We start from the raw sequence: 24,240 nt of genomic DNA on the forward strand, positions 1-24,240 counted from the left end.
AGCATCTTGATCAATGTTAGAAATGTTGCAACGAAAAATTTGGCGACTGGTGAAGAATAAGGATAAACTGAATTTTTTCCCGACTTCTGCCAGAAGTGTCTTGTTTTAGCAATATATCCAAAAAATATCGTAGTTTCCCATATTTGGAACGCCCCTGTCAGGAGTTATTCACCAGTACCATGTTTATTCTCAAAAAACAGGATGTTGAAATATCTACTATTCAGCATCCAAAACGGGATCAGCAGGTGCCCGTCCTCTATTATCAGGAGCAAACCTTCCGTTTGATTCATGTTTTTCCAGCTAGTGAAGAGGAAGAAGCAGTAGCTCTATGGCGAGACTTAACCGATAACCGTGGCAAAGCTTGTGTGTTACTGGAAGAACCAGAACGCTATAGTATCTGGGGTAAGGTTCGTTTAAAACAGCCTAATGATTGTGATACAGATGAACTAAGCAAAGTCAGCCTTTTAAGCAAAGCTAGTCTTTTGCTAATTCAAGCAGTACACATGGATATCGAAGACTTATTAGGTTCTCGAAGTTCAAAATTATTTACCCAAGATATTGCAAAAATCTTAGAGAAGCATAAACTTGTTTCCAATCCCTCAGAGACAGTAGAAAAATTACTTAACATTAATCCTCTTAGAGCCGCACAAAGTCCTATATGGAAAGAGAAACAATTGGTGATTCTTTTACAAGAATTACACCAATTAGGCAAAAAATACTTTGGGAATGAGAACTTTGCCTATAAAGTAACTGATCAATTAGAAGAAATGACAGATGAGGATCGTTCGGTATTCATCAGGTGGCTAAAAATATCTCCACTGAGTAAACTGTGGCAATGAGCTGGAATGTGTTATTTACAAATGTAAAATCATCATGATTTTTGTCTTCATAAAGTAAGTAAGATAAATGCCATCTGGCTTTTGTAAAGATTGCTTGCCACACATCCCTCACCACAGCAAATTTACACAGTCAATTATATTATGAGTAATATATCACACAAATCTTTAAGTAAAAATACTTTAATATCTACTAATAATATTATTTTATTTAGCATTGTTTGGGCTGTATTAGCATTGTTATATTTTTTACTATTCAGTGCCAAAGTGCCAGCAGTGGATGGGATTGCCAAGCGTCCTGAATGGTATGTAATGGGTACAAATATATTGGAAGCTCTAGCCTATTTACTAGCTAGTGTTCTATGCTTAAGGAATTGGCGCAGTCCGCAAATTGTTAGCGGAAGACCGGTGTGGCTACTAATAGGCATGGGTATGCTTTCCTATTTCTTAGGAGGTATATTTTTCGGATATACAGAAATAGTATTGAAAGCAGAACCAATTGTTTCTGTGGGCGATATATTTTTTGTTATTAGTTATATATTTGTAGGTACGGCAATCATTTTGGCATTTACTTCTAGACGGATCAATCTCGAACCTTGGCAATGGCTAATTGTATTGGCCATTGCAGTCTTTGGTAGTGCCTTAGTGTGGTTAATTTCTAGCCCAGTAGAAGGAGCAGAAGTCGCTAAGCAGGAGTTACCCTCATGGGTAGAAACCGTTGCCCCAATATTGAATTGGTTCTATGTTATCAGTGATGTGCTACTACTAATAATTGCCACTACCTTACTGTTGGCTTTTTGGGGAGGTAGAGTCTCTTTGTCTTGGCGAATGATTGCAGCCGCGTCATTTTCCCTTTACATTGCAGATATGTGGTTCAAACATGCTAGTAGGTATCCCAATTATGAAAGTGGGGACATATTAGAGGTATTTTGGGTATTTAGTGGAGTTTTATTTGGAATGGGAGCTGCCTTGGAATATGACGCATCACTTAACCGTTTGCGCCGTAGTGGACGAAAAAGAGCCTAAAGTTTTTTGGTGTCTACCGTGAGAAAATTAACTGATTCTGATAAACAAGAAATTCTCAAATTATATCGAGAAAGTGCTGAAACTACCTCAACTCTGGCAGAACGCTACGGGGTAAGTAACTCGACTATTAGTCGCCTACTCAAAAGCACTTTACCGGAAGATGAGTATGAATATTTGGTTTCCTTAAAGCGGGCTGCTAGAACTCCTGAAGGACGAGCCCAGGTAAGTTACCAACAACAACCATTTAAACCGGAGCCACCGGAGCCGGAGGAAGTTGCCCAGCCAAAACCAGTCAAGGCGAAACCATCTAAGCCATCTATCTCGAAGGCGATTAAAAAATCTGCTGATGTAGATAGTTCAGGGACTCGTCGAGTGAGACGGCGTTCTTCCGCCGTCACACAATCGGGTAACCAGATTGCTGAACAATTAGAACTTTTAGAACCAGAATCCCCAGAAATCGAAGAAATTCCCAGTCCTTTGTTAGAAGATGAGGATAATCGCATAGAAAACCAGGTAATTGCCGAAATGCTCGGTGAAGACTTGTTAACTGATGAAGAGGAGCTGGAAGATTTCGATGATGATGACGATGATGAGGAGTTTGAAGAAACAACACCCATCCTCAGAAAACGGATCTCTGGCAGTTCAGTGGTACAAGTTCTACCTTTATCTACCGCTAATTTACCTAGAACTTGTTACCTGGTAATTGACCGTTCGGCAGAATTAATTACCAAACCTCTAAAGGATTTTGCTGATTTGGGTCAAATCCCTAACCTGGAAACATTGTCAAATACACTACCAGTGTTTGACAACCATCGTGTAGCGAAAAGATTTTCGACGAAACGCGATCGCGTGATTAAGGTACCAGATAGTAAAATGCTACATAAGACTCGTTATCATCTAAATGCCAAGGGAATCACTCGCTTATTGATTGATGGTCAAGTTTACTCTTTGGCTTAGATCTAGTGATTCGTTAGCAGTGGTGCTATGGGCACTAGTACCGTAAAGCATCAGTCAACATTAGGGTGTAGGGTGTAGGAAACACTGTGTTGTCAGAGGCTTGAACTGTGACCAACACAATCGTCTTGGAAACAGGGGGCTTGTATCCCACGAGTTGTTGGGGCTGTCTGTTCCCCAAAATTCCACACCCCAAGCCCCAAATCCTACCCCAATGGGGCTTGGTCAATCCCCCCTTAGAGGATAAGGGGGAAAGTCAAAATAGTTCTACTGAGCGCTCACGACGAAGTCCAAAATCTCCAATTCAAAATTGATAAATGTTACTGCATCTAAGTACCTGGCAAGAAGTCGAAGCTTATTTACAGCGATCGCAAGGTATTATTATTCCCATAGGTTCTACGGAACAACATGGTCCAACGGGGTTAATTGGTACTGATGCTATTTGTGCGGAAGCCATTGCCCATCAAGTAGGGAAAGAAACTAAAGCTATGGTTGCTCCTACAATTAATGTGGGCATGGCACTGCATCATATGGCATTCCCCGGTACCATTAGTCTGCGTCCTATTACCATGATTCAGGTAGTTAGAGACTATATTACTTCTTTGACCAAAGCTGGTTTTACCAACTTTTACTTTATTAATGGTCATGGAGGTAATATTGCTACTCTCAAGGCAGCATTTGCCGAAACCTATACATATTTGTCAGATTTACAGATCTCACATTCATCCAGGGTAAAATGCCAAGTTGCTAACTGGTTTATGTGCTCTTCTGTATACAAATTAGCCAAAGAATTATATGGTGATAGTGAGGGTTCCCATGCTACTCCCAGTGAAGTGGCTGTAACTCAGTATATTTATCCCGATGTTATCAGGCAAGCACCTCTATCCCCAGAAGTAAGTAAGGGATATCCTATTTATGGCGCAACCAACTTTCGAGAATCTTATCCAGATGGGAGAATGGGTTCAGACCCCAGCCTAGCCACACCAGAACATGGCAAGCAGTTTTATGATTTAGCTGTAAAAGAACTCAGCAATGGTTATTTGCGTTTTTTAGGCATGGAAGAATAACAAATAATTGCTGCAATTTTTCCCAGCTATCACCAATCCTGATAAAACAGTGACAAAATTCATTGCCAAACCTATATTAACTGGAGAAATTGTGGAGATAAATTCCTAAACCTGCTAATTTTGCCTATACTTTAATAGTATAGAATATATAACTCGATATACTTCCTACCTGATTCAGTCAAATTACCAATGACCACTTCATCCCGTCGCTATCATATCACTACCTTCGGTTGCCAGATGAACAAAGCCGATTCAGAACGTATGGCTGGCATCTTGGAAGATATGGGCTTTGAATGGTCAGAAGATCCCAATGATGCTAACGTAATTCTCTACAACACCTGCACCATCAGAGATAATGCAGAGCAAAAAGTATATTCCTATCTAGGTAGACAAGCAAAGCGTAAACATCAACAGCCAGATTTAACCTTAGTTGTTGCTGGTTGTGTGGCACAGCAGGAAGGTGAATCCTTATTAAGACGGGTGCCAGAATTAGATTTGGTAATGGGGCCACAACATGCTAATCGCTTGCAAGATTTACTACAACAGGTATTTGATGGCAATCAGGTGGTAGCGACTGAACCTGTCCATATTATAGAGGATATTACCAAGCCTCGAAGAGATAGCAAAGTAACTGCTTGGGTGAATGTGATTTATGGCTGTAACGAACGCTGTACCTATTGTGTAGTCCCGAATGTACGTGGTGTGGAGCAGTCCCGCACCCCAGAAGCAATTCGTGCCGAAATGGAAGAAATCGGCAGACAGGGTTATCCAGAAGTTACTCTCCTAGGACAAAATATTGACGCTTATGGGCGAGATTTACCAGGAATTACCCCAGAAGGTAGACGGCAAAATACATTAACGGATTTACTCTATTATGTCCATGATGTAGCGGGGATTGAACGTATTCGCTTTGCAACTAGCCATCCCCGTTATTTTACTGAAAGGTTAATTCGAGCCTGTGCTGAATTACCCAAGGTCTGCGAACACTTTCATATACCCTTCCAGTCAGGAGATAATAAACTGTTGAAACGGATGTCCAGGGGATATACCCATGAGAAATATCGCCGGATTATCCATACAATTCGGGAGTATATGCCCGATGCAGCAATTAGTGCAGATGCGATTGTTGGTTTCCCTGGGGAAACAGAGGCACAGTTTGAAAATACTCTGAAACTAGTAGAATATATTGGTTTTGACCTCATTAATACTGCTGCTTATTCTCCCCGCCCAGGAACCCCAGCAGCATTATGGGATGAACAATTGAGCGATGAAGTAAAAAGTGATCGCTTACAAAGGTTAAATCACCTTGTAGCAACAAGAGCAGCCGAACGTTCTCAACGATACCTGGGAAGAGTAGAAGAAGTCTTGGTAGAAGAACAAAATACCAAGAATCAAGCTCAACTAATGGGACGCACTAGAGGTAATCGTTTAACTTTCTTTGAAGGGGATATTAGTGAACTGAAAGGTAAATTGGTGAAGGTGAAGATTACAGATTGTCGTGCCTTTAGCTTGACTGGTGAACTTGTAGGAGCACCACAGGTTTTATCAGTTTGAAATTTACAAGTTACCTCTTCCTTTTTCCTTCTCGCGTAGCGAGTTAACAATTCTCAACCACTTGTAATAATTCTTGTGGTTGATGAATTAGAAAATCAGGGTTTTGCTTAGCTAGTACCTCGTGAGAATTAAAACCCCAAGCCACTGCAATGACCTTAATATTAGCCTTTTTGGATGCTTCTACATCTCTAGTTTCATCTCCCACGTAAACTACTTGGTGTGACAATAAGTTATTTTGTTTTAATGCATTATTAATAATAGTGGTTTTGCCAAAAATTGTGACTCCAGAATAGATAAAGTCAAACAATATTGCTAAATCATTATTTTTGAGAAAATCCATGACATTCTCTGAAGAGTTGGAAGTAATAATTCCTAGACGATGCTCCTCATCCCTTAAAGCAACTAAGGATTCTTTAATACCTACAATTGGTTTTAATTCGTGGATTTTCCCTTTTAATTTAGATTTCACCTTTTTAACTAAAAAAGGAATTTTTAAAAAAGATATACCAGAATACTTAATTATTTGCCTAGAATTTAAATTTCTCAAATACGCCAATTCTTCTGTCGTAATAGGTGCATAACCAAATTCATCTGCTAAGTGATTAGCAATACTAACAACGGCATCGAATGTATCAGCAATTGTGCCGTCAAAATCAAAAATAATTACCTTTTTAGTCATAACTTACATGGGGGATGCCTCAAGATTAGCACGGGCATTTCGTTGTAACATTTTTGGCTTGATTCTTCGCAATGCCGATGCTGTAAATTGGCGATCCCAATCTCTATCAGAGATATGAGCTAATTCTACCAGCTTTGGTGATACATTTCCAGAATAAGGCTGAAACTCCGCTACATCAGTTTCTTTGGCGAATCTTTGATTCCAAGGACAAACATCTTGACAAATATCGCAACCAGCAACCCAACCTTGTAAATTAGCTGCAATAGTCTCGGGCAATTTCTCATCCCGATTTTCAATTGTATGGTAAGCAATACACCGATTGGCATCAACTACAAATGGTTTGGTAATGGCATCAGTAGGACAAGCTTGCAAACAACGGGTACAGCTACCACAGTGCTGGGTATGAGACTTGTCTGGGGATAACTGTAAATTTGTCAATACTTCTCCTAAAAATACCCAAGAACCATATTCCCTAGTAATTAAATTGCCATTTTTGGCAATCCAACCAATACCAGCTCGTTGTGCCCAAACTTTATCTTGTATGGGGCCTGTATCCGCATAATAACGCCCTTGAATACCTGTACCCAAACTTTGTAACCAGTTGGAAAGAGCCTTCAATTTTTTGTGCATAATTTTGTGATAGTCTCGTCCCCAAGCATAACGAGATATTTTGGCATATTCTTTCCCTCCAGGACGTTGGTGGGGTGTGTAATAGTTTAAAGCTACACAAATTAGCGATCGCACTTCTGGCATCACTAATTGAATATTATGGCGCTTGGGGGATGTCATCCATGCCATATCAGCATGAAAACCCAGAGCTATCCAAGCTTCTAATCGCTGTTTTGCTGTTGTATCGACCCCATCTACAGCCGCAATTCCTACCTGATGAAATCCCAAATCTAGGGCTTTTTGCTTAACTAAATCACTATTTATCTCAGTACGTTGATTCATTGGCTATCAATTACATCTATTTTTAAAAATATATATTTTACCTCAATTTAAATAAGAACAAGAACAAAGAATGCAACTTTGTAGAGATGCAACATGTTGCATCTCTACGAAATCATTTATTGCAATCATGAATTATAAAGTTGATAAAATTTGATTTTTATGGGTATTTAATTTTTAGAGAAATAAGCCACAAATCTGATAGCCCAAAAGAGGTGATTTTATTTTTTTGATTCTATTAGGGAAGCTTCTAACTTCAGGCAATTACCACCGTTAACTTGCAATTGGTATTCCACCTTATCCATGAGACGATTCATGATCAACCAACCATAACCCCCTTCTTGCTTATCTTCAGGGTTAGGTGCTAAATAAGCATTTGCATTATAGCCTTCACCTCGATCCCAAACTTCTAGGGCAAGTTCTCCATCTTTGAGTTCCACAAGAATTCGTACAGGTAAATTGTATTCTTCTTTATGGGCATGGCGGACAACATTGGAGTAAGCTTCTACCAAAGCTAGCCTCAAGCGAGCAGATTGTCTGGTCCAATCAACAGATTCTCCGAGTTCAGCTTTCAAGCTTCCCAATAACCAATCTTCGACAATAGTTAAAAATTTTAAATCGCTGGGTACATTTAATTCAGTTTTCATACTACTTATAAAACCTCCAAAGAAAGTATAGTTTGATCATCTTCTTGAATTTGGCTATATTCTTGTATGCGAGTCAGCAAGTTTTGCAAAGAAAATGGTTGTGACTGCTGTTGTATGATATGCCAGAGACCATCTTGATTGAGCATAGAACTACTAGATATTGCTTGGCTATCACCAATAATAGCGGGCTGTAATACTGAAGTTGTTAATTTTACTTCAGTAATTCCATCACTAGTTAGCAGCAAAATATCTCCCGATTCCAAGACTAAACGCCCGGACTTTGCTTGCCAATGAGGTAATATACCCAAAGGAATACCACGGACTTTGAGATAATTGGGTGTGCAGTCCATCTGGGCTTGACGTGACCAAATTAAAGGGTAAATGTGACCGGCATTAGCATAAGCCAACTCACCAGTTTCAGGGGTGTAACGGGCTAAAGCCATAGTAATAAAGTAATTATTGCTAATTAAGTCATCACTCAGAGCATGGTTCAGATTTTGGATAATAATATTGGGCTCTGGTGGGGTTTCTGCAGATAATTCTCGGCGTAATATGGAAATTGCACTCGCCATAAATAAGGCTGCTGGTACACCTTTACCAGATACATCTCCCACAGCTACCCATATATCCCCTTTCGGGTGAGAAAATACCTCGAAGAAATCCCCCCCTACTTCACGAGCTGGTTGACAGCAGGCTTGTACCTTTGTTCCAGGTATTCGGGGAAATTCTTGGCGTAGTAAGTTGTGCTGAATTTGCCGAGCAACTTCTAATTCAATGCGAGTCTGCTCCTGCTTCTCTTGGAGTTTTTGGTAAAGTTTGGCTTGGGAAACAGCTAAAGCTGCTTGTTCAGCTACACTGCAAATTAATTGAATATCTTCGTCATCCCAGGGGCGATCATCACTACCCCATTGGTAGAGACTTAAAACAGCTAGAAAGTTTTGTTGATAGGTAAAAGGAATTACTAATTGATGGCAAGATTTCTGATCATGGGTAGATTGAATTAATTGATAATTTTTGGTTGCTAAAACTTGTTTAATAACCGCACTGGAATCAAAATCTTCATGAACAACAGGAGATTGGGAGTCGTAGTAAGAAAACTCATCTTCTGTTAAGCGATCGTCCTCTACCGGTCGCAATAAACAACTACTAGCTGCAAAGGTTTGCCCAATAGTGGCAACAATTTTGTGCAACATACTGTAATAGTCTAAAGATTCTCGAATAGCCGAAGTGATTTCATTAAACAAAGATTCTCGGCGTAGAGCACGACTGAGTTCATCAGTACGCTTTTTGACTAAAAGATATGTTTCAATTGCTTGTTCGACTACTGCCCTTAGTCGCTCGGGCTTCCAAGGTTTAGTAAGGTATTTATATACTTGACCAGAATTAATTGCATCTACCAAATCTTCCACATCAGTAAAACCGGTCAGCAAAATTCGCATTGTATTGGGGAAACGCTCCACGGTCATACCGATAAATTCAGTGCCATTAATCTCCGGCATTTTTTGGTCGGAGATAATTACTGCCATTTCCCCTTCTTTTCCCAAAATGTCTAGGGCAACTTGGGCATTATGTGCCTTGTACACTTGGAAATTTCGTCTAAAAGTGCGGTAGAGCAATTCTAAATTATCTAGCTCGTCGTCTACAACCATGAGCTTCAGCTTACGGGTTTTATCTGCCATACTTTGACTTCACTTATTTTTTGCTTTTCAAGGCAATTTCAATGATGTTGCAATGCAGAACTGAACTAAGAATACACAAGTCATAAGCAAGTAAAAGTTGTAAATGTCTTTATAGTTACCCCGATTGTTGCTACCCTAATACATTGACCTATCCCACCAACCCAGAACGCAAAGCGCGAACAGCTGCTTGAGTGCGGTCATCAGCACATAGCTTATTTAAAATATTACGGACGTGTGTTTTCACAGTACCGACTGTGATGTATAGTCTTTCAGCAATTACAGCATTACTGCATCCTTCAACAATTAACTGTAGCACTTCTAACTCTCGTTCCGTTAGGGTATAAGCATCGATCATTTCATCACTTTTCCTTTTCACAGAAGCATTTACAGAGGTAGTATTTTCCACAATATTTGCTTCTGACTTCAGTGAAGTTTGTTGTGCTTGTTGCAAGACTATCCGAGCAATTGCGGGGTCTATCCAGGAATTACCGTTGTAGGTTATTCGTAAAGCCTCCAGCAAGTTATCAAAACGAATATCCTTCATACAGTAAGAATCCGCACCTGCTGCGAAGGCAGCCAGTACCGCTTCTTTATTATCCCGTAAAGTCAAAATCAAAACCTTTATAGCTGATTCTTTTCCACTAGAGGCGGATTTAATGTCCCTAGTTAATTCAATGCCATCTTTATCTGGTAATCCAATATCGATAATTGCGATATCTGGGTGGGTTTGTTGTAACATTTGTAAGCCTTCAGTAGCATTAGCAGCTTCTCCCACAACATCAATTTCTTCTTTTTGTTGTAATGCTGTGCGAATACCTACTCGGGTAAGATCATGATCTTCAATTAATGCCACACGAATTTTATTCATGGTCAAGTTCTGCTCTTTAGATTATTAGCTGTGACTACTCCACACACTCCTAGTTCAGCGGGAGTGTAGGTTTATTTGGGGATAAGACATTCCTGCACCGCACCAATGATCTAGCATTGCACCCCCGACGGTAGAACTTTACAGGTCATTTTTTCTCCCATGAGCCATCGGTACTATTTATCTCTTTGTCAGTAAACCCAAGACAATAAATCTGGAAATTGCCTCAAGCCACCGTCAAGATGAGCTTACCCAAGAAGCCTTTAGCGCCGATTCGCAAGTCGATATCTTCAACAAAAATCATATCAGCTTGGTCGCACAAGGGATGGGCAAACGTTCAATATTGGAGATTTGATAATGGGGCTTGGCAACTGCATTTTTTGCTTTTTCCCAAAATAGCTGCAACATTTTTTTCGGTCAAGGGGCGTTTCGTTTGCAATCCGCAATTCCTCTCACCGCTTCTCTAGGAGTAAGCGGAAGCCTTCTTGCAGAATTAGATAACTAAAATTTAATCCCTAATTCATGGTATATTCAAAAATATTTGATAAACTACTTGCCATATGGATCGTGATGAGGTAAATAACACAGGTTATGTCTGAATTGCATGGAGCCTTTTCCGTTTTAGGATTACCTGTTAATGTGATGAGTAACTATTTGGATTGGTTGCTAGAAAGATTGCGACAAGGTTCTGGAGGTCATGTAATTACTCTAAATGCAGAAATGACTATGCAGGCAGAACGTAATCAATCTCTGGCTAAAGTGATCCATGATGCAGAACTGGTGATTCCCGATGGAGCGGGAGTAGTTCTATATTTAAAATTAATGCTGCGGCAAAAAGTAGAAAGAATTCCTGGGATTGAACTTGCTGAAGACTTGTTAAAAAACCTAGGGGGAAAAAATATAGATAAAAAGGTATTTTTCTATGGAGGGGCTGCTGGTATAGCGACGAAAGCCGCAGAATCATGGCGACAAGAAGTACCTGGTTTAAATGTCATCGGTACTTATTCTGGTTATCATTCACCAGCAGAGGCAGAGGAATTACGGCAAACACTGATTAAATTACAACCGGATGTAATTTTTGTTGGCTTGGGAGTACCCCGTCAAGAGATGTGGATTCACCAAAATCGTCAGCTATGTCCCCAGGCTATTTGGATTGGGGTTGGTGGTAGTTTTGACATTTGGGCAGGGCAAAAAACCCGCGCTCCCCAGTGGTTGGCAAATAACAATTTAGAATGGTTATATCGGCTTTATCAAGAACCGTGGCGCTGGCGACGGATGTTAGCTTTACCAGAGTTTGCTTGTAAAGCTTTGGTTTCTGGCATATCTGAAAAATTACGTATTAGCCAATCATTGTCATAATTTTTACTGATTAGAAACAGAACCTAGTCAATTTTTCTCTCTGCCTACTGACAAAAAATAGGGGGAACTTTACAACTACTCCAGTAAGTCTAAAAATCATAAGTGTATAGAAAAGTTGTTTGGATCAACTCAAAATTTCCTCAGCTTTAGATAGTGAGTATCAATTTATATAAATAGTACTGAGTGGTAAATTAAGTTATGCGTCAGCTTCTAAGTACTCTATCCTTAGTAGTATTATTACATTGCTTACCCTTCAAAGCGATCGCTCAACAAAATAGTTCTTCTACTCCTGAAAAATCATCAGATTATATTCAACGGGTAGTAGATACCAAATTAATGAGCAATTTTGCCGACGGTAATTTTTATGGGGAAAGGTGGCTTGATCGGGCACAACTAGCTACGATTATGGTAAAGGCATTTCGCTTAGATAAGCGGCAAGAAGCTTTACAGGAAAAACTAGTAGTGGTTGCAGATGTTCCCTCTTCCCATTGGGCATTTAACGATATTCAGGTAGTTTTAAAGACTAATATTATGAGGGGCTATCGGGGTAATATGTTTTTCCCCGATCAAAAAGTAAGTAGAGCAGAGGGTTTGGCAATTTTTGCCCAAGCCTATGGAGTTTTCCAGTTTAGCAATGACACTGTAGATGAGTTACTCTCTCCCTATCCTGATTCTAAGTTTATCCCTAGTTGGGCAAGAAAAGCGATCGCAACTGTGGTAGCAGAAAAATTTATTAATATCCAGGATGGAAAGCTTGCTCCTTTAAAACCCATGACTCGTAGAGATATGGCATTTGTTTTAAGTAAATATTTAGAAAGAAAGAAGCCACAACCAGACACCCCAAAAGTTCCCCCTGCTCCCAATTCCTTGCCATCTTCTGAATAAAAATACCTGGGGTTTCATAAAAGTTACCCAAATCTGCCAGGCCTTACTCAAATATACTCAGTAAATTCACTTTTTTTGGCTTGCGGCGCGGGGGTTTGATAATAGATCAAACCCCCGCGCCGCAAAGGCACTCGCTGATTTGAGCATGTTTTTCCCAACTCACTCCTTAGGAGGAGTGTGGCTAGTTCACGTCCTTTATTCTGCTTCAGAGACTTTGCCGGAGTTTTTTTACCATGAAATAATCCTCTTTGGTGTAAATTGTCAGAATGAAATGCTTTTTTTATCAAAAATCTATGATTTTTAAAAATAGGAAAAATCAACATTTATATCAATAAAAATACGTATTTTGTAGTTGAATTAAAAATAATTACTTGCTTATTTCTCAGTATTTTCAAACAGGATTTAACCTAATAAATACTTAATAAAATAGTATAAACAATACATTATATTTAATTATTTTTGACAATATCAAGTTAATCTTAAACCGCTACTTTTATAGCTTTAGCATACAAATAGCATTAAAATCCAGAAAATTACATGTTTTTATTTTTACTTAGCCAATGCTTTCTCACTAAAGAATATCAATATTGCAAACAACGTATTAAAAAGTACAAAATTCTACTATTTTTAGTCGCAATTCAATTCATTCTGTAAGCAACCTGAGCATGGCAAAATTAGAATAACGAGAACTAAACTGAAACAAGTAAAAAATTATTAGTATGCACATAAGCGAAATCACCCACCCTAATCAGTTGCATGGTTTATCAATTCGGCAATTACAACAAATCGCCCGTCAAATTAGAGATAAGCATTTGCAAACTGTGGCGGCAACTGGAGGGCACCTGGGGCCAGGATTGGGTGTTGTAGAATTAACCCTAGGACTTTACCAAACTCTAGATTTAGATCGAGATAAAGTTATTTGGGATGTAGGGCATCAAGCATACCCCCATAAATTAATCACAGGGCGCTACAATGACTTCCATACCCTGCGGCAAAAAGATGGAGTAGCTGGTTATCTCAAGCGTTGTGAAAATAAATTTGACCATTTTGGTGCTGGACACGCTTCCACTAGTATCTCTGCTGCACTGGGAATGGCATTAGCAAGGGACATCAAGGGAGAAAAGTTTAAAGTTGCAGCCATTATTGGTGATGGAGCCTTGACTGGTGGCATGGCTTTGGAAGCCATTAACCATGCCGGACATTTACCTAGAACTAATCTTATAGTCGTTCTCAATGATAATGAAATGTCCATTTCTCCCAATGTGGGAGCAATTCCTCGTTATCTAAACAAGATGCGTTTAAGTGAACCCGTACAGTTTTTTACCGACAATATTGAAGAACAATTTAAACAAATTCCCTTTCTGGGTGAATCCCTATCTCCTGAATTAGAGAGAGTTAAGGAAGGTATGAAACGGTTAGCTGTTCCTAAAGTAGGAGCTGTATTTGAAGAACTGGGCTTTACTTACATGGGACCTGTGGATGGGCATAATCTGGAAGAGCTAATTCATACCTTCCAGCAAGCCCATCAAATGGGAGGACCAGTTTTAGTTCATGTAGGGACGGTGAAGGGTAAAGGTTATGAAATTGCGGAAAAAGATCGGGTTGGCTATCATGCCCAATCTCCTTTTAACCTCTCCACCGGTAAAGCTATTCCTTCCAATAAGCCTAAGCCCCCTTCTTATTCAAAAGTTTTTGCCCATACCCTAGTCAAGCTCGCAGAACAGAACCCCAAAATCATTGGTATTACAGCAGCAATGGCTACAGGCACGGGTTTAGATAAGCTCCAGGCAAAATTACCAAATCAATATATTGATGTGGGCATCGCCGAGCAACATGCTGTGACTTTAGCAGCAGGACTTGCCTGTGAAGGAATGCGCCCGGTGGCGGCAATTTATTCTACCTTCTTGCAACGTGCCTATGACCAGATTGTTCACGATGTTTGCATTCAAAATTTACCAGTATTCTTCTGTTTGGATCGAGCCGGAATTGTCGGTGCAGATGGTCCTACTCACCAAGGTATGTATGATATTGCCTATTTGCGTTGTATTCCCAATATGGTGTTAATGGCACCAAAAGATGAGGCTGAACTGCAACGCATGGTAGTGACTGGAATTAACCATACCGGTCCAATTGCCATGCGTTTCCCCCGTGGTAACAGTTATGGTGTACCTTTAATGGAAGAAGGTTGGGAAGCATTGGAAATCGGCAAGGGAGAGATGTTGCGTCATGGAAATGATGTGCTATTGCTAGGTTATGGCACAATGGTACATCCGGCACTGCAAACTGCGGAAATTCTTAGTGAACATGGTATTGAAGCGACGGTGGTTAATGCCCGGTTTGTCAAACCTCTGGATACAGAGTTAATTTTACCTTTGGCTGAGAAGATTGGGCGAGTAGTCACCTTGGAAGAGGGGTGTATCCCTGGTGGATTTGGTTCCGCAGTGGCGGAAGCTTTATTAGATGCTGATGTAGTAGTACCAGTAAAACGTATTGGTGTCCCAGATGTATTAGTAGATCATGCTCAGCCACATGAATCTAAGGCAGCATTAGGTTTATCTAGTTCTCAAATTGCTGAAAGGGTATTGCAGGCTTTCTTTGGTCAGCAAGAATCAGCTGTTGTACAACAAAGTTAACCATTTAGGCACATTGTGCAACTTCTCAAAAGCTAAAGCTAGAAACCTGGTTTTTTGGAGATTTCTATTGTTGAAACCAATGATTTCTCCTATAAGCCGGGTTTCTTTATTTTCAAGAAACATCAGCTGAAACCATTATATCGCACTACCAAAGCACGTTAGGACATTTTTGAAGCAGCAAACCCATGAACAGTAAACTTATTAGTTATTTTCCAGATTTTGATCTTCTTTGCAACCCTCCTTGTTGAGAATGGTGCAAGTTATCAGTGCCCACAGTATCATTTATTTGTGGAAGCTCCCCTGCTCCCTGCTTCCTGCTCCCCTGCCTCTTCCTGACTGAGCTCATCTTCCTACAGAAATGGTAGATGTTTTTCACCATGTCCTTAATAGTTTTAATATCCTAAAAGGTACATCTACTAAAAAATGCCGGAACTTGTCGAAGTTCTAATTACCTAAAACCTCTAACTTTGATTTTATTTAATTGCATGAATTCCCTGACAAACCAAGTATATCCAGTTATTTGGCATAACAACGCCGTTTCTTTAATTGATCAAACTCGCTTACCTGGTGAGTATATTTTTGTGGAAATCAGCCGTAGTGAAGATATGGCACAGGCGATTAAAACTATGATTGTACGTGGCGCTCCTGCCATTGGTGTAGCTGCGGCATATGGTATGTACATGGGTGCTAGGGAAATAGATACCAATAACCGCGATCGCTTTTTACAAGATTTGGAAAAAGTCGCAGAAATGTTGCGTGCTACCCGTCCCACAGCAGTCAATTTATCCTGGGCAGTATCACGGATAATGAGAACTGCTTATGAAACTTTAGGCTCTGTGGAGGAAATCAAAACTAGTCTATTTCAAACTGCCCAAAATATTAATTCCGAAGATTTACAAACTTGTCAGGCGATCGGTGCTAATGGTTTAAAAGTCTTACCAAAAGAGCCAGATAAGCTGTGTCTATTGACTCACTGCAATGCCGGTGCATTGGCAACTGCGGGTTATGGTACAGCTTTGGGAGTGGTGCGATCGGCATGGACGGCGGGACGCTTGTCACGGGTATATGCAGATGAAACTCGTCCCCGATTACAAGGAGCGAAACTTACAGCATGGGAATGTGCCCAAGAAGGCATTCCTGTCACGGTAATTACTGATAGTATGGCGGCTCACTGTATGAAACAGGGTTTTATTGATGCAGTGGTTGTGGGTGCAGATCGGATTGCCGCTAATGGTGATGCAGCGAATAAAATTGGTACCTATAGTTTGGCACTGGTGGCTCAAGCTCATAATATACCTTTCTTTGTTGCTGCTCCCCTTTCTACCGTTGATTTTTCCCTGACTGATGGTAGCCAAATCCCCATTGAGGAAAGGCATCCAGTAGAGATTTACCAATTGGGTGACACCGTTATCACTCCTGGAGGGGTGGAATTTTATAACCCAGCATTTGATGTTACTCCTGCAGCATTGATTACAGCCATTATTACGGAAACTGGGGCATTCTCTCCTGAAGAATTACCCAATCACCGAGAAAAGCAAATAGTGTAAGTCAAGATTCTGAATTTATACCAAAGTTTCGAGTTGGTGAAGGTGCAGAAAAGTGAAGGCGTTGCTGGTTCAGGGGATGATTTTTATCTCGCGCATTTTCATGTATGGGGTTTCTCCCTTGCTTCCTGCTTCCCTTCCTGTGACTGACTCTGGGCTAAAAATATCCATTCATCCCGCATTTATACAACGCCAAATTTAAAAATACCTGATTAAAGCTTTTAACCAACTCCCGACTCCCGATATTTCAAGGGTAGGGTTTTCAAAATACCGGAAATAATTGATAGAATTCTCAATTGTCTAACATGGTTTGGTCATTTCAGCGTTTAAGCATCGACTGAAACGGAGAAAAAATTACCAAATACAAAATCCCTACCCATAAAAGCGACTCCCGATTCCCCATTCCCTATTTGCTAGCTAGTCCCTCGTGATGTTTTATACACAACCAAACGTTAAAATACTTCCTTCACTCTTTCACTCTCCATTTTCAATTTAGCAGTGATCAATTCAAAATTTCTCTGGGTCGGAATTACTGAACCCAGTTAAAAAGATTTATACTATTTTTATAATTGTAAAAACTAATTGATTAATTATCTGCCCCTTGACAAGTATTATCAGGGAAATTTTCTGCTGTTTGTTAATTATTTAGCAATCCATAACTGTCTATATCATGGCTGCCAGCAAAAGTGATAACTACTAAATTTTCGTTGGTTCACATCAGGTTGTTTTGACCAAAGAAAGTCCTGAAAGGAGCAACAATGATGATTTTGCACAAACATAAACCCCCGATTGCGGTCAAAAAGCCATCTGTTTTCATCACAATTCAGCAAATGAACCTCAATTTACGACTCGACAGAACAGAAGACAGCAAAAAGCTACATGAAAAAATATGCCTACTGCCCCAGGTTCTCAAATTTCGGTATATTGCCTTGATTGCTGCTTTCTTCAGCATTGGATTACTAAGTGCAAGTTGTGGCTCATTTCCCAAAGAATCAGCAGACGCTCAATCTCAACGGCGAGGTGCAGGTAGAAATAAAGGTGGTGCGATTTCTGTAGATGTGGGGATTGCCCGCCTAAAATTCTTACGATTGCCTGCAGAATATACTGGTACTACCATGCCATTTCGCACTGTATCTTTGCGATCGCAAGTGCAGGGACAGCTATTGGAATTAAATGTGGATGTGGGGGATAACATTAAACAAGGGCAAATCGTCGCCCAGATAGATGATGCTTTACTGAAAACAGCGTTAAATGAGGCACAGGCAGAATTAGCAGCCCTCAAATCAGAAGTCGCCAAAGCCACAAGTCAAATTAGTAATGCCCGTGTGGATGTAGAAAGGGCGCGATTAGAGTTATTGCAAGCACGAGCAGATGCCAAAAGACAGGAAAAACTCTTAAAAGAAGGAGCGATCGCTAAACAAACAGCTGAGCAAACCCGAACTGTTGCCCGCACCAACAATCAACTCTTGCGTGCCGCCCAAGAAAAAGTTCGCACAGAACAGCAAGCCCTCGCCACCGCCAAGGGTCGATTAAGTGCCCAAGTAGCGGTAGTTGCCCAAGCCAAAGAACGTAAATCCTATGGTCAAGTCAAATCCCCCATTACAGGGGTAGTATTGGAGAAAATGACAGAACCAGGTAATTTGCTGCAACCAGGCAATGAAATTATTCAAATCGCCGATTTCAACCGAGTAAAAGTCATAGTTGAAGTATCAGAATTAGAGCTCTCAAATATTCAGCGAGGAAAAACTGCCAAAGTTCGTTTGGATGCTTTTCCCGATCAGAAATATCTCGGCAGTATTACCCGTATTTCCCCAGCAGCAGATTCTACGGCTCGCTTAGTACCTGTGGAAATAGTTGTTCTCAATGATGATGGGAAAATTGGTAGCGGACTGTTGAGCAGAATTACTTTTAAAAGTGACGCACCTCAAAACATAGTTGCACCCTTAACAGCTATTCAAAGCACCAAAGAGGCAGAAGCATCTCAGCTGATCAAAAATAGTAAGGTATTTGTTGTTACCAGTAAAGGCGGCAAAACAAAAGTCACAGCCAGAAAAGTCACCCTCGGCAGACAAGCCGATGGCAAAGTCGAAATCCTATCTGGCTTGCAGCCGGGAGAATCTTATGTTCTGCGGAGTAGTAAACCATTAAAAGATGGTGATCCCGTCAAAATATCCATACTTTCGGAAAAATCAGCCACCATTAGATAAAAAATAATGCAACCAGTAAACAGTCGAGGATTTAGTATTAGCACCTTGGCTATCCGTCAACATATTGGTACTCTCATGTTGACTTTGGCAGTAATGGTAATTGGTATATTTTTTATTTCTATACTCCCTGTAGATTTACTCCCATCAATTACCTATCCTCGCATTGGTGTGCGTATCCAAGCCCCAGGAGTATCCCCAGAAGTCGCTGTCGATCAAATTACCAAACCTTTAGAAGAGGCTTTTGCTGCCACCGATGGGGTGTTACAGGTTTTCTCTCAAACCCGTGAAGGACGAGCAAGTATCAATTTGTATTTTCAGCCAGGGGGGGATATTGACCAAGCTCTGAATGATGCGACGGCAGCATTTAACCGAGCCAGAAGTAGATTACCAGATATTATTGAAGAACCGCGCATTTTCAAGTTTGAGCCTTCTCAGCTACCTATATATGAATTAGCCTTAACTTCTCCTGACTTGGGGGGAGTTGATTTACGCATCTTTGCCGAAGAAGAACTAGGGCGAGAGTTGGGTGTTGTTCCTGGGGTGGCGGGAATAGATGTATCTGGAGGAGTCCAAGAGGAAGTCAGGGTCAATATTGATTTAGCACGTCTGCAAGCTATGGGGGTGGGATTGGCAGACGTTTTGTCAGAATTGGAAGAGCGCAATCAAGATATTGCTGGGGGGAGAATTCTGGGGAGAAATTCTGAATCCCTGACTCGTACTGTGGGTAAGTTTGCCAATGCTGATCAAATCAGAAACCTCTCCTTTGAAGTTTCTCCTTCTGCTAGGGAATCTAATTCTACCTCTTCTAGCCCCCGTCGTGTTTATTTGCGGGACTTTGCTGAGGTGATTGATGGCACGGAGAAACAACGGATTTTTGTCCTCTTGAATGGTCAGGAAGCAATTAAGGTAAGTGTGCAAAAACAACCAGATGCTAATACCATCAATGTGGTTGATGCTGTAAAAAAACGGATTGAGGAGTTAAAACAATCTGGGTTAATTCCCCAGGAAGCAATTCTCACACCAACTTTAGATGAATCTGTATTTATACGTAATTCAATTGCTAACGTTACCATTGCTGGTTTATGTGGTTCGGCTTTAGCTGGAATGGCTGTTTTATTATTCTTGGGTTCCCTGCGACAAACCCTAATTATTGTCATTGCTATTCCTTTAGCTACCCTGGCGGCGATTATTCTCATGGGCATATTTGGTTTATCCCTGAATGTATTTAGTTTGGGTGGTTTAGCCCTAGGGGTAGGGATTGTGGTAGATAATTCCATCGTCATGCTGGAAAATATTGCCCAGGGAATAGGTATGAATCCCAGCAAAAAGCTGAAAACCCAGTGCAGCCAGGAGCAGATCATTCAACAGGCACAAACCAGTAGCCAAGAAGTGGAATCAGCCTTAATTGCTGCCACTAGTACCAATTTAGTATCAGTGTTGCCATTTTTACTGACTGGTGGCTTTATTTCCTTACTATTTAATGAATTAATTTTAACTATCACTTTCTCCGTAGCTGCATCGATTTTGATTGCTGCGACTATTGTGCCTATGCTTACATCCCGTTTATTAGCATGGCGTTTTTCTAGCGGTATCAATCAGTTGTGGTTGTTACAGCAATTTAATCAACGGTTTGAGGCTGCAACCAATGGATATAGCCGTTTATTAACAAAAGTATTACAACGACGTTGGTTAGTACTAGCGATCGCTATCCTATTTTTAGGTGGTGGTAGTCTGTGGCTCGCTCCCCAGATTCCCCAAGAAATAATCCCTCGGATTAATACCGGACAAGCTCGATTATTCGCTCAATTCCCCCCCGGTACACCCCTAGAGGTAAATCGACAAGTTATGGCTGAGGTCGATAAAATTCTCCTGCAGCAACCAGAAACGGAGTATGTTTTCTCCACCGTTGGCGGTTTTCTATTCGGTAGTAATACCAGTACTAATCCCCTACGGGGTTCCAGCACCATTACCCTCAAACCCGGTACCAATGTACAAGATTATACAGAAAAAATTTCCCGACAATTTAATCAGCTCAATCTAGTCAAAATTCGGCTACGCCTAGTTCCAGGACGGGTGCGGGGTTTATTTGTGAACAACTCTCCCGTGCGTGGTGCAGACTTAGATATTATGTTGCAAGGTAATAATACTCAAGATTTGGAAGCAGCCGGGAGACAACTACTGACACAATTAGATGAGCAAGTTACCCTCGCTAGATTCCGTCCTGATGCCGATCCTCGTCAACCAGAAGTTCAAATTAGACCTGATTGGGAAAGGGTCAAGGCTTTACAATTGACTACGAAAGATATTGGTGAAACCATTCAAACAGCTATTTTAGGAAGTGTCCCCACCCAACTACAACGGGACAATCGTTTAGTTGATGTCAGGGTGCAATTAAATGAAGAGTCCGTCCAATCAACCTCACAATTAGAAAGATTACCGTTATTTGTGAAGGACAATCACCAAGTACGTCTGAATGATGTGGCGCGGATTATTAAAAGTCAAGCACCAGGAGAAATTCAGCGAATTAATCAGCGTCAGGTGTTTATTATTGCTGGTAACTTGAATAAGGGAGCTAGTCTTAGTCAAGCCCTAGCACAGGTAGATCAAGTTTTAGCTAACTCAAATTTCCCTAAAGGAGTGACTATATTACCAAGTGCTACCTCTGAGTCAAATCAAGAATTACAAAACTCCATCAAGTTGCTAGGGGGAATGGCAGCCTTTTTGGTATTTGTGGTTATGGCAGTGCAATACAACTCTTTAGTTGATCCTTTGGTAATTATGTTAACTATTCCTCTGGCATTAGCGGGGGGGATTTTCGGTCTTTATATTACCAATACAGCCATTGGTGCCACAGTTATTGTTGGTGCTGTTTTATTGGTGGGGATTGTGGTGAATAATGCCATTATTATGATTGAGCTGGCAAATCAAATCCGCAAACAACAGGGGATTGATAGAAGAACAGCCATCTTGCAAGCAGCACCCCAACGTTTACGTCCCATACTGATGACAACCATTACTACGGTGTTGGGTATGTTTCCCTTAGCTTTGGGGGTTGGAGCCGGTTCGGAATTTTTGCAGCCTTTGGGTGTGGTGGTATTTTCTGGGTTGTCTTTAGCAACAGTATTGACTTTGCTGATAATTCCCTGTTTTTATACCTTGCTACATGATATTTTTGCTGGAAAATGGGCGAAGATATTTGATAATCAATTCTTCAGCAATTGAGTAAAGGAGCATCCCATTTTTTCAAAAAGCCCTCAGGCTAAAGCCTGGGGCTACACAAGCCAAGCCAGTCTGCGTGGACTAAGAGGGTTTTACAGCCCACGTCCGTGGGCTTTGTTCGTGTAGCGATACCCTTCCAGGGTATTGCGTAAAAATTGGGATCTCCCATTGAGTAATACCCTGGGATAGTCTTGTAGGGGCACGGCATCCACAATCTTTTGGGATATAAAATTATCTTACTGGTGCCGTGCCCTTACGAAGGGTTTATGTGGACTAAATATTATTTGAATTTTATATTTAGTCCACATTCCGCAGGTTGAAATAAAGATTTTGGTATTTTAAAAATGGAATTATCGAACATTTTTAGGATACCTGCGGAATGTGGGTTATATCAGTTCAAAACTTGTGTGTTGAAGCTTCTGTTATAGCTAAGGGATTGGGTTAATCCGGATTATAGCACTACGCAATTACGTTAGGACATTGCTGAAGGCTGAAACCTAAGAACAGTAAACTTATTACTTATTACTTATTACTTGCGCGTAGCGCTATAGTTGGAAACGCGCGCGGCTCCACACCCAGGTAAAAAATTATTGAATTCGTCAATAATCAACGATTTATTCCACTATCATCAAATAAACAAACGTGATACAGGACAAACAAAATTAGGTAATATTGGTGAAGTTAAATCATCATCAACAAACAAGGTTTCGACTAACTTTAACAGCGCTTTCTCTCGCCGATAAACCTCAAGTTGTTGTAAACGCCAATCTAAAATCCAATATTCTTGCACTCCCCTAAAAGAATATAATTTCAACTTAACTTCCCTATCTCGGCGTTGATTTTCTACCCCTTCCGAAAGCACCTCAATAACTAATTCCGGCGCACCTGTTAAATGTCCCGCTTCATCAAGTAACATTGGCAGACGCTCTTTACTTACCCAAACAACATCGGGAATTACGTTATCCGCATCAGTAAAAATGATTCCTGGATTAAGAATAGCTTCTCCTAAACCAGATAAAACCGACCAAGCTCTTAACTCTACATAAGCATTACCAATGGTTTTTTGATGTCCCAAATGTGGTGTTCTAGTCACAAACAATTCCCCATCAATAATTTCATAACGATTTCCGTTATCAGGCAATAGTTCTATATCAGCTGTAGTCCATCGTACCCGCTCATCAGTGCTTTGGTTCATGGGTTTTTTATCTTCCGTGTTATTGATATTTTAGCGTTCCTCAACCCAACCTTAATCTTCTGCCCTCAGTGCGTCGCTTTTAGGGCAGTTTTTCGTGATATGAAGAATAAAAAATCAGATAGGGAAAACGTTGAATAACATAACGACGTATTCCTTCAATTTTGTATGGGCTTCCTAAATTGGGATTTTGCTGAATTTTCAGAATAATTAGAAACTCCAGGTTCCAACATGGATGAGGTTTAATATGTTTTGAAATATGTTTTTGAATATTTTGTAAATCATGATAATTCAAATGTCTCAATCAATAAAATAGAGGAAATAGCCCAAACCAAGTTTACCAATCCACAAATATGCAAGCTGATTTACAACAACTTTATATCACCAAGGACGACTTAAAAAATATTGCTGGTGTGAGCGATCGCGACTTAAGTGCGTATCATAAATTACAAGCACCCTCCCCTGCACTTGCTTTACAAATAGCTCTACATGTGGAGCAAATATTACTTTTGGGTTGGGGATTAATTCCTTTAGGTTATTTAATCAAGTGGAAGTGGCTGCGGAAACGTCAGAGAAATCTGTTGGATGAGATTACTCAGTATAATACTGTGGTCAAATCTGTGGAAATTAAAGAAGAACTCATAGCCGCAGGAAATCAAGATGTCAGCCTTACTGACCGCAAAAAGTTGAGAACAACTCTGGAAACTACCAGAAAAAATTTGCTCAGTGCTTTGAAAACGGAGCGCATTTTACGTCAGAACCGCACTTTTCTAGCTCGCAATCAGGAATTATTAGATAGTAGTTTGACTCCTGTACAAGCATTGCAAGTAAAAAATGAAGCTAATGAGTACGCGAAATTACTCAATGAGGCTTTACAATTATCACAAGATGTGTAGTCAGATATGGAAAAAATGTAAATAATATTTCCCCAAAAATTAGGATTATT

At 40.4% G+C, this 24,240-nt stretch carries 18 protein-coding genes; 12 read left to right on the plus strand and 6 right to left on the minus strand.

Features of this window, described 5'->3' with window-relative positions:
• The first annotated feature begins 179 nt into the window (after positions 1 to 179).
• The 5 genes from CALSC_RS07680 (at position 180) to miaB (ending at position 5,437) form a co-directional block, all read left to right on the plus strand.
• Complete coding sequence (locus CALSC_RS07680; RefSeq protein WP_088240786.1) at positions 180 to 839, plus strand: Npun_F0813 family protein; 660 nt, start codon at positions 180 to 182, stop codon at positions 837 to 839.
• A 141-nt stretch (positions 840 to 980) separates the two neighbouring features.
• Positions 981 to 1,862: a hypothetical protein gene (locus tag CALSC_RS07685; RefSeq protein ID WP_088240787.1), complete on the plus strand. Its 882-nt coding sequence runs from the start codon at positions 981 to 983 to the stop codon at positions 1,860 to 1,862.
• An 18-nt stretch (positions 1,863 to 1,880) separates the two neighbouring features.
• Positions 1,881 to 2,819 (plus strand): helix-turn-helix domain-containing protein, encoded by a 939-nt coding sequence (locus tag CALSC_RS07690; protein ID WP_200817589.1) that lies wholly within the window; start codon positions 1,881 to 1,883, stop codon positions 2,817 to 2,819.
• A gap of 314 nt (positions 2,820 to 3,133) precedes the next feature.
• Entirely contained in the window at positions 3,134 to 3,883 is a 750-nt protein-coding gene (locus CALSC_RS07700) for a creatininase family protein (RefSeq protein ID WP_088240790.1), read from the plus strand.
• A 189-nt stretch (positions 3,884 to 4,072) separates the two neighbouring features.
• Positions 4,073 to 5,437 (plus strand): tRNA (N6-isopentenyl adenosine(37)-C2)-methylthiotransferase MiaB, encoded by a 1,365-nt coding sequence (gene miaB / locus CALSC_RS07705; protein ID WP_088240791.1) that lies wholly within the window; start codon positions 4,073 to 4,075, stop codon positions 5,435 to 5,437.
• 43 nt (positions 5,438 to 5,480) lie between these two features.
• On the opposite strand, the gene CALSC_RS07710 is transcribed toward miaB, so the two are convergent.
• The 5 genes from CALSC_RS07710 to CALSC_RS07730 all read right to left on the minus strand — a co-directional run bounded on the left by CALSC_RS07710 (position 5,481) and on the right by CALSC_RS07730 (position 10,258).
• The gene (locus CALSC_RS07710; protein WP_088240792.1) at positions 5,481 to 6,116 is read right to left on the minus strand and encodes an HAD-IA family hydrolase; all 636 of its coding nucleotides are present in this window, start codon (positions 6,114 to 6,116) and stop codon (positions 5,481 to 5,483) included.
• A 3-nt stretch (positions 6,117 to 6,119) separates the two neighbouring features.
• On the minus strand, positions 6,120 to 7,067 hold the full coding sequence (gene queG / locus CALSC_RS07715) for a tRNA epoxyqueuosine(34) reductase QueG (RefSeq protein ID WP_088240793.1): 948 nt from the start codon (positions 7,065 to 7,067) through the stop codon (positions 6,120 to 6,122).
• A 218-nt stretch (positions 7,068 to 7,285) separates the two neighbouring features.
• Positions 7,286 to 7,711, minus strand: a complete 426-nt coding sequence (locus tag CALSC_RS07720; protein WP_088240794.1) for an ATP-binding protein — start codon at positions 7,709 to 7,711, stop codon at positions 7,286 to 7,288.
• Positions 7,712 to 7,716: 5 nt separating this feature from the next.
• Positions 7,717 to 9,390: a SpoIIE family protein phosphatase gene (locus tag CALSC_RS07725; protein ID WP_088240795.1), complete on the minus strand. Its 1,674-nt coding sequence runs from the start codon at positions 9,388 to 9,390 to the stop codon at positions 7,717 to 7,719.
• Between the two features lie 148 nt (positions 9,391 to 9,538).
• Positions 9,539 to 10,258, minus strand: a complete 720-nt coding sequence (locus CALSC_RS07730) for a response regulator transcription factor (RefSeq protein ID WP_088240796.1) — start codon at positions 10,256 to 10,258, stop codon at positions 9,539 to 9,541.
• Between the two features lie 588 nt (positions 10,259 to 10,846).
• On the opposite strand from CALSC_RS07730, the gene CALSC_RS07735 reads away from it, so the two are divergent.
• From CALSC_RS07735 to CALSC_RS07765, 6 genes are all read left to right on the plus strand, one after another.
• Positions 10,847 to 11,614, plus strand: a complete 768-nt coding sequence (locus CALSC_RS07735) for a WecB/TagA/CpsF family glycosyltransferase (RefSeq protein WP_088240797.1) — start codon at positions 10,847 to 10,849, stop codon at positions 11,612 to 11,614.
• 198 nt (positions 11,615 to 11,812) lie between these two features.
• Positions 11,813 to 12,499 (plus strand): S-layer homology domain-containing protein, encoded by a 687-nt coding sequence (locus CALSC_RS07740; RefSeq protein ID WP_088240798.1) that lies wholly within the window; start codon positions 11,813 to 11,815, stop codon positions 12,497 to 12,499.
• Positions 12,500 to 13,218: 719 nt separating this feature from the next.
• Entirely contained in the window at positions 13,219 to 15,132 is a 1,914-nt protein-coding gene (gene dxs, locus CALSC_RS07750) for a 1-deoxy-D-xylulose-5-phosphate synthase (RefSeq protein ID WP_088240800.1), read from the plus strand.
• A gap of 485 nt (positions 15,133 to 15,617) precedes the next feature.
• Positions 15,618 to 16,679, plus strand: coding sequence for an S-methyl-5-thioribose-1-phosphate isomerase (gene mtnA, locus CALSC_RS07755; protein WP_088240801.1), 1,062 nt, complete (start codon positions 15,618 to 15,620; stop codon positions 16,677 to 16,679).
• A 755-nt stretch (positions 16,680 to 17,434) separates the two neighbouring features.
• Positions 17,435 to 18,883 carry an efflux RND transporter periplasmic adaptor subunit gene (locus tag CALSC_RS07760; RefSeq protein ID WP_407641895.1) on the plus strand — a complete coding sequence of 483 codons (1,449 nt, stop codon included), beginning with the start codon at positions 17,435 to 17,437 and terminating at the stop codon, positions 18,881 to 18,883.
• A gap of 6 nt (positions 18,884 to 18,889) precedes the next feature.
• Positions 18,890 to 22,105 carry an efflux RND transporter permease subunit gene (locus CALSC_RS07765; protein WP_088240803.1) on the plus strand — a complete coding sequence of 1,072 codons (3,216 nt, stop codon included), beginning with the start codon at positions 18,890 to 18,892 and terminating at the stop codon, positions 22,103 to 22,105.
• Positions 22,106 to 22,730: 625 nt separating this feature from the next.
• Here the strand turns inward: CALSC_RS07765 and CALSC_RS07770 are convergent.
• Positions 22,731 to 23,297, minus strand: coding sequence for a Uma2 family endonuclease (locus CALSC_RS07770; protein WP_088240804.1), 567 nt, complete (start codon positions 23,295 to 23,297; stop codon positions 22,731 to 22,733).
• 350 nt (positions 23,298 to 23,647) lie between these two features.
• Here CALSC_RS07770 and CALSC_RS07780 point away from each other — a divergent pair, with 350 nt between their 5' ends.
• Positions 23,648 to 24,190 carry a hypothetical protein gene (locus tag CALSC_RS07780; protein ID WP_088240805.1) on the plus strand — a complete coding sequence of 181 codons (543 nt, stop codon included), beginning with the start codon at positions 23,648 to 23,650 and terminating at the stop codon, positions 24,188 to 24,190.
• Positions 24,191 to 24,240 lie beyond the last annotated feature (50 nt).

This window comes from Calothrix rhizosoleniae SC01 (assembly GCF_900185595.1).
GTDB lineage: Bacteria > Cyanobacteriota > Cyanobacteriia > Cyanobacteriales > Nostocaceae > Calothrix_A > Calothrix_A rhizosoleniae.

Excerpts from the sequence above, each read along its gene's own strand:
- CALSC_RS07760 (WP_407641895.1), top strand. The coding sequence starts at position 17,435 with ATGATGATTTTGCACAAACATAAACCCCCGATTGCGGTCAAAAAGCCA.
- CALSC_RS07740 (WP_088240798.1), top strand. The coding sequence starts at position 11,813 with ATGCGTCAGCTTCTAAGTACTCTATCCTTAGTAGTATTATTACATTGC.
- CALSC_RS07700 (WP_088240790.1), top strand. The coding sequence starts at position 3,134 with ATGTTACTGCATCTAAGTACCTGGCAAGAAGTCGAAGCTTATTTACAG.
- CALSC_RS07725 (WP_088240795.1), bottom strand. The coding sequence starts at position 9,390 with ATGGCAGATAAAACCCGTAAGCTGAAGCTCATGGTTGTAGACGACGAG.
- CALSC_RS07765 (WP_088240803.1), top strand. The coding sequence starts at position 18,890 with ATGCAACCAGTAAACAGTCGAGGATTTAGTATTAGCACCTTGGCTATC.
- queG (WP_088240793.1), bottom strand. The coding sequence starts at position 7,067 with ATGAATCAACGTACTGAGATAAATAGTGATTTAGTTAAGCAAAAAGCC.
- CALSC_RS07710 (WP_088240792.1), bottom strand. The coding sequence starts at position 6,116 with ATGACTAAAAAGGTAATTATTTTTGATTTTGACGGCACAATTGCTGAT.
- CALSC_RS07680 (WP_088240786.1), top strand. The coding sequence starts at position 180 with ATGTTTATTCTCAAAAAACAGGATGTTGAAATATCTACTATTCAGCAT.
- CALSC_RS07720 (WP_088240794.1), bottom strand. The coding sequence starts at position 7,711 with ATGAAAACTGAATTAAATGTACCCAGCGATTTAAAATTTTTAACTATT.
- CALSC_RS07770 (WP_088240804.1), bottom strand. The coding sequence starts at position 23,297 with ATGAACCAAAGCACTGATGAGCGGGTACGATGGACTACAGCTGATATA.
- CALSC_RS07780 (WP_088240805.1), top strand. The coding sequence starts at position 23,648 with ATGCAAGCTGATTTACAACAACTTTATATCACCAAGGACGACTTAAAA.
- mtnA (WP_088240801.1), top strand. The coding sequence starts at position 15,618 with ATGAATTCCCTGACAAACCAAGTATATCCAGTTATTTGGCATAACAAC.
- CALSC_RS07730 (WP_088240796.1), bottom strand. The coding sequence starts at position 10,258 with ATGAATAAAATTCGTGTGGCATTAATTGAAGATCATGATCTTACCCGA.
- CALSC_RS07735 (WP_088240797.1), top strand. The coding sequence starts at position 10,847 with ATGTCTGAATTGCATGGAGCCTTTTCCGTTTTAGGATTACCTGTTAAT.
- CALSC_RS07685 (WP_088240787.1), top strand. The coding sequence starts at position 981 with ATGAGTAATATATCACACAAATCTTTAAGTAAAAATACTTTAATATCT.
- dxs (WP_088240800.1), top strand. The coding sequence starts at position 13,219 with ATGCACATAAGCGAAATCACCCACCCTAATCAGTTGCATGGTTTATCA.
- miaB (WP_088240791.1), top strand. The coding sequence starts at position 4,073 with ATGACCACTTCATCCCGTCGCTATCATATCACTACCTTCGGTTGCCAG.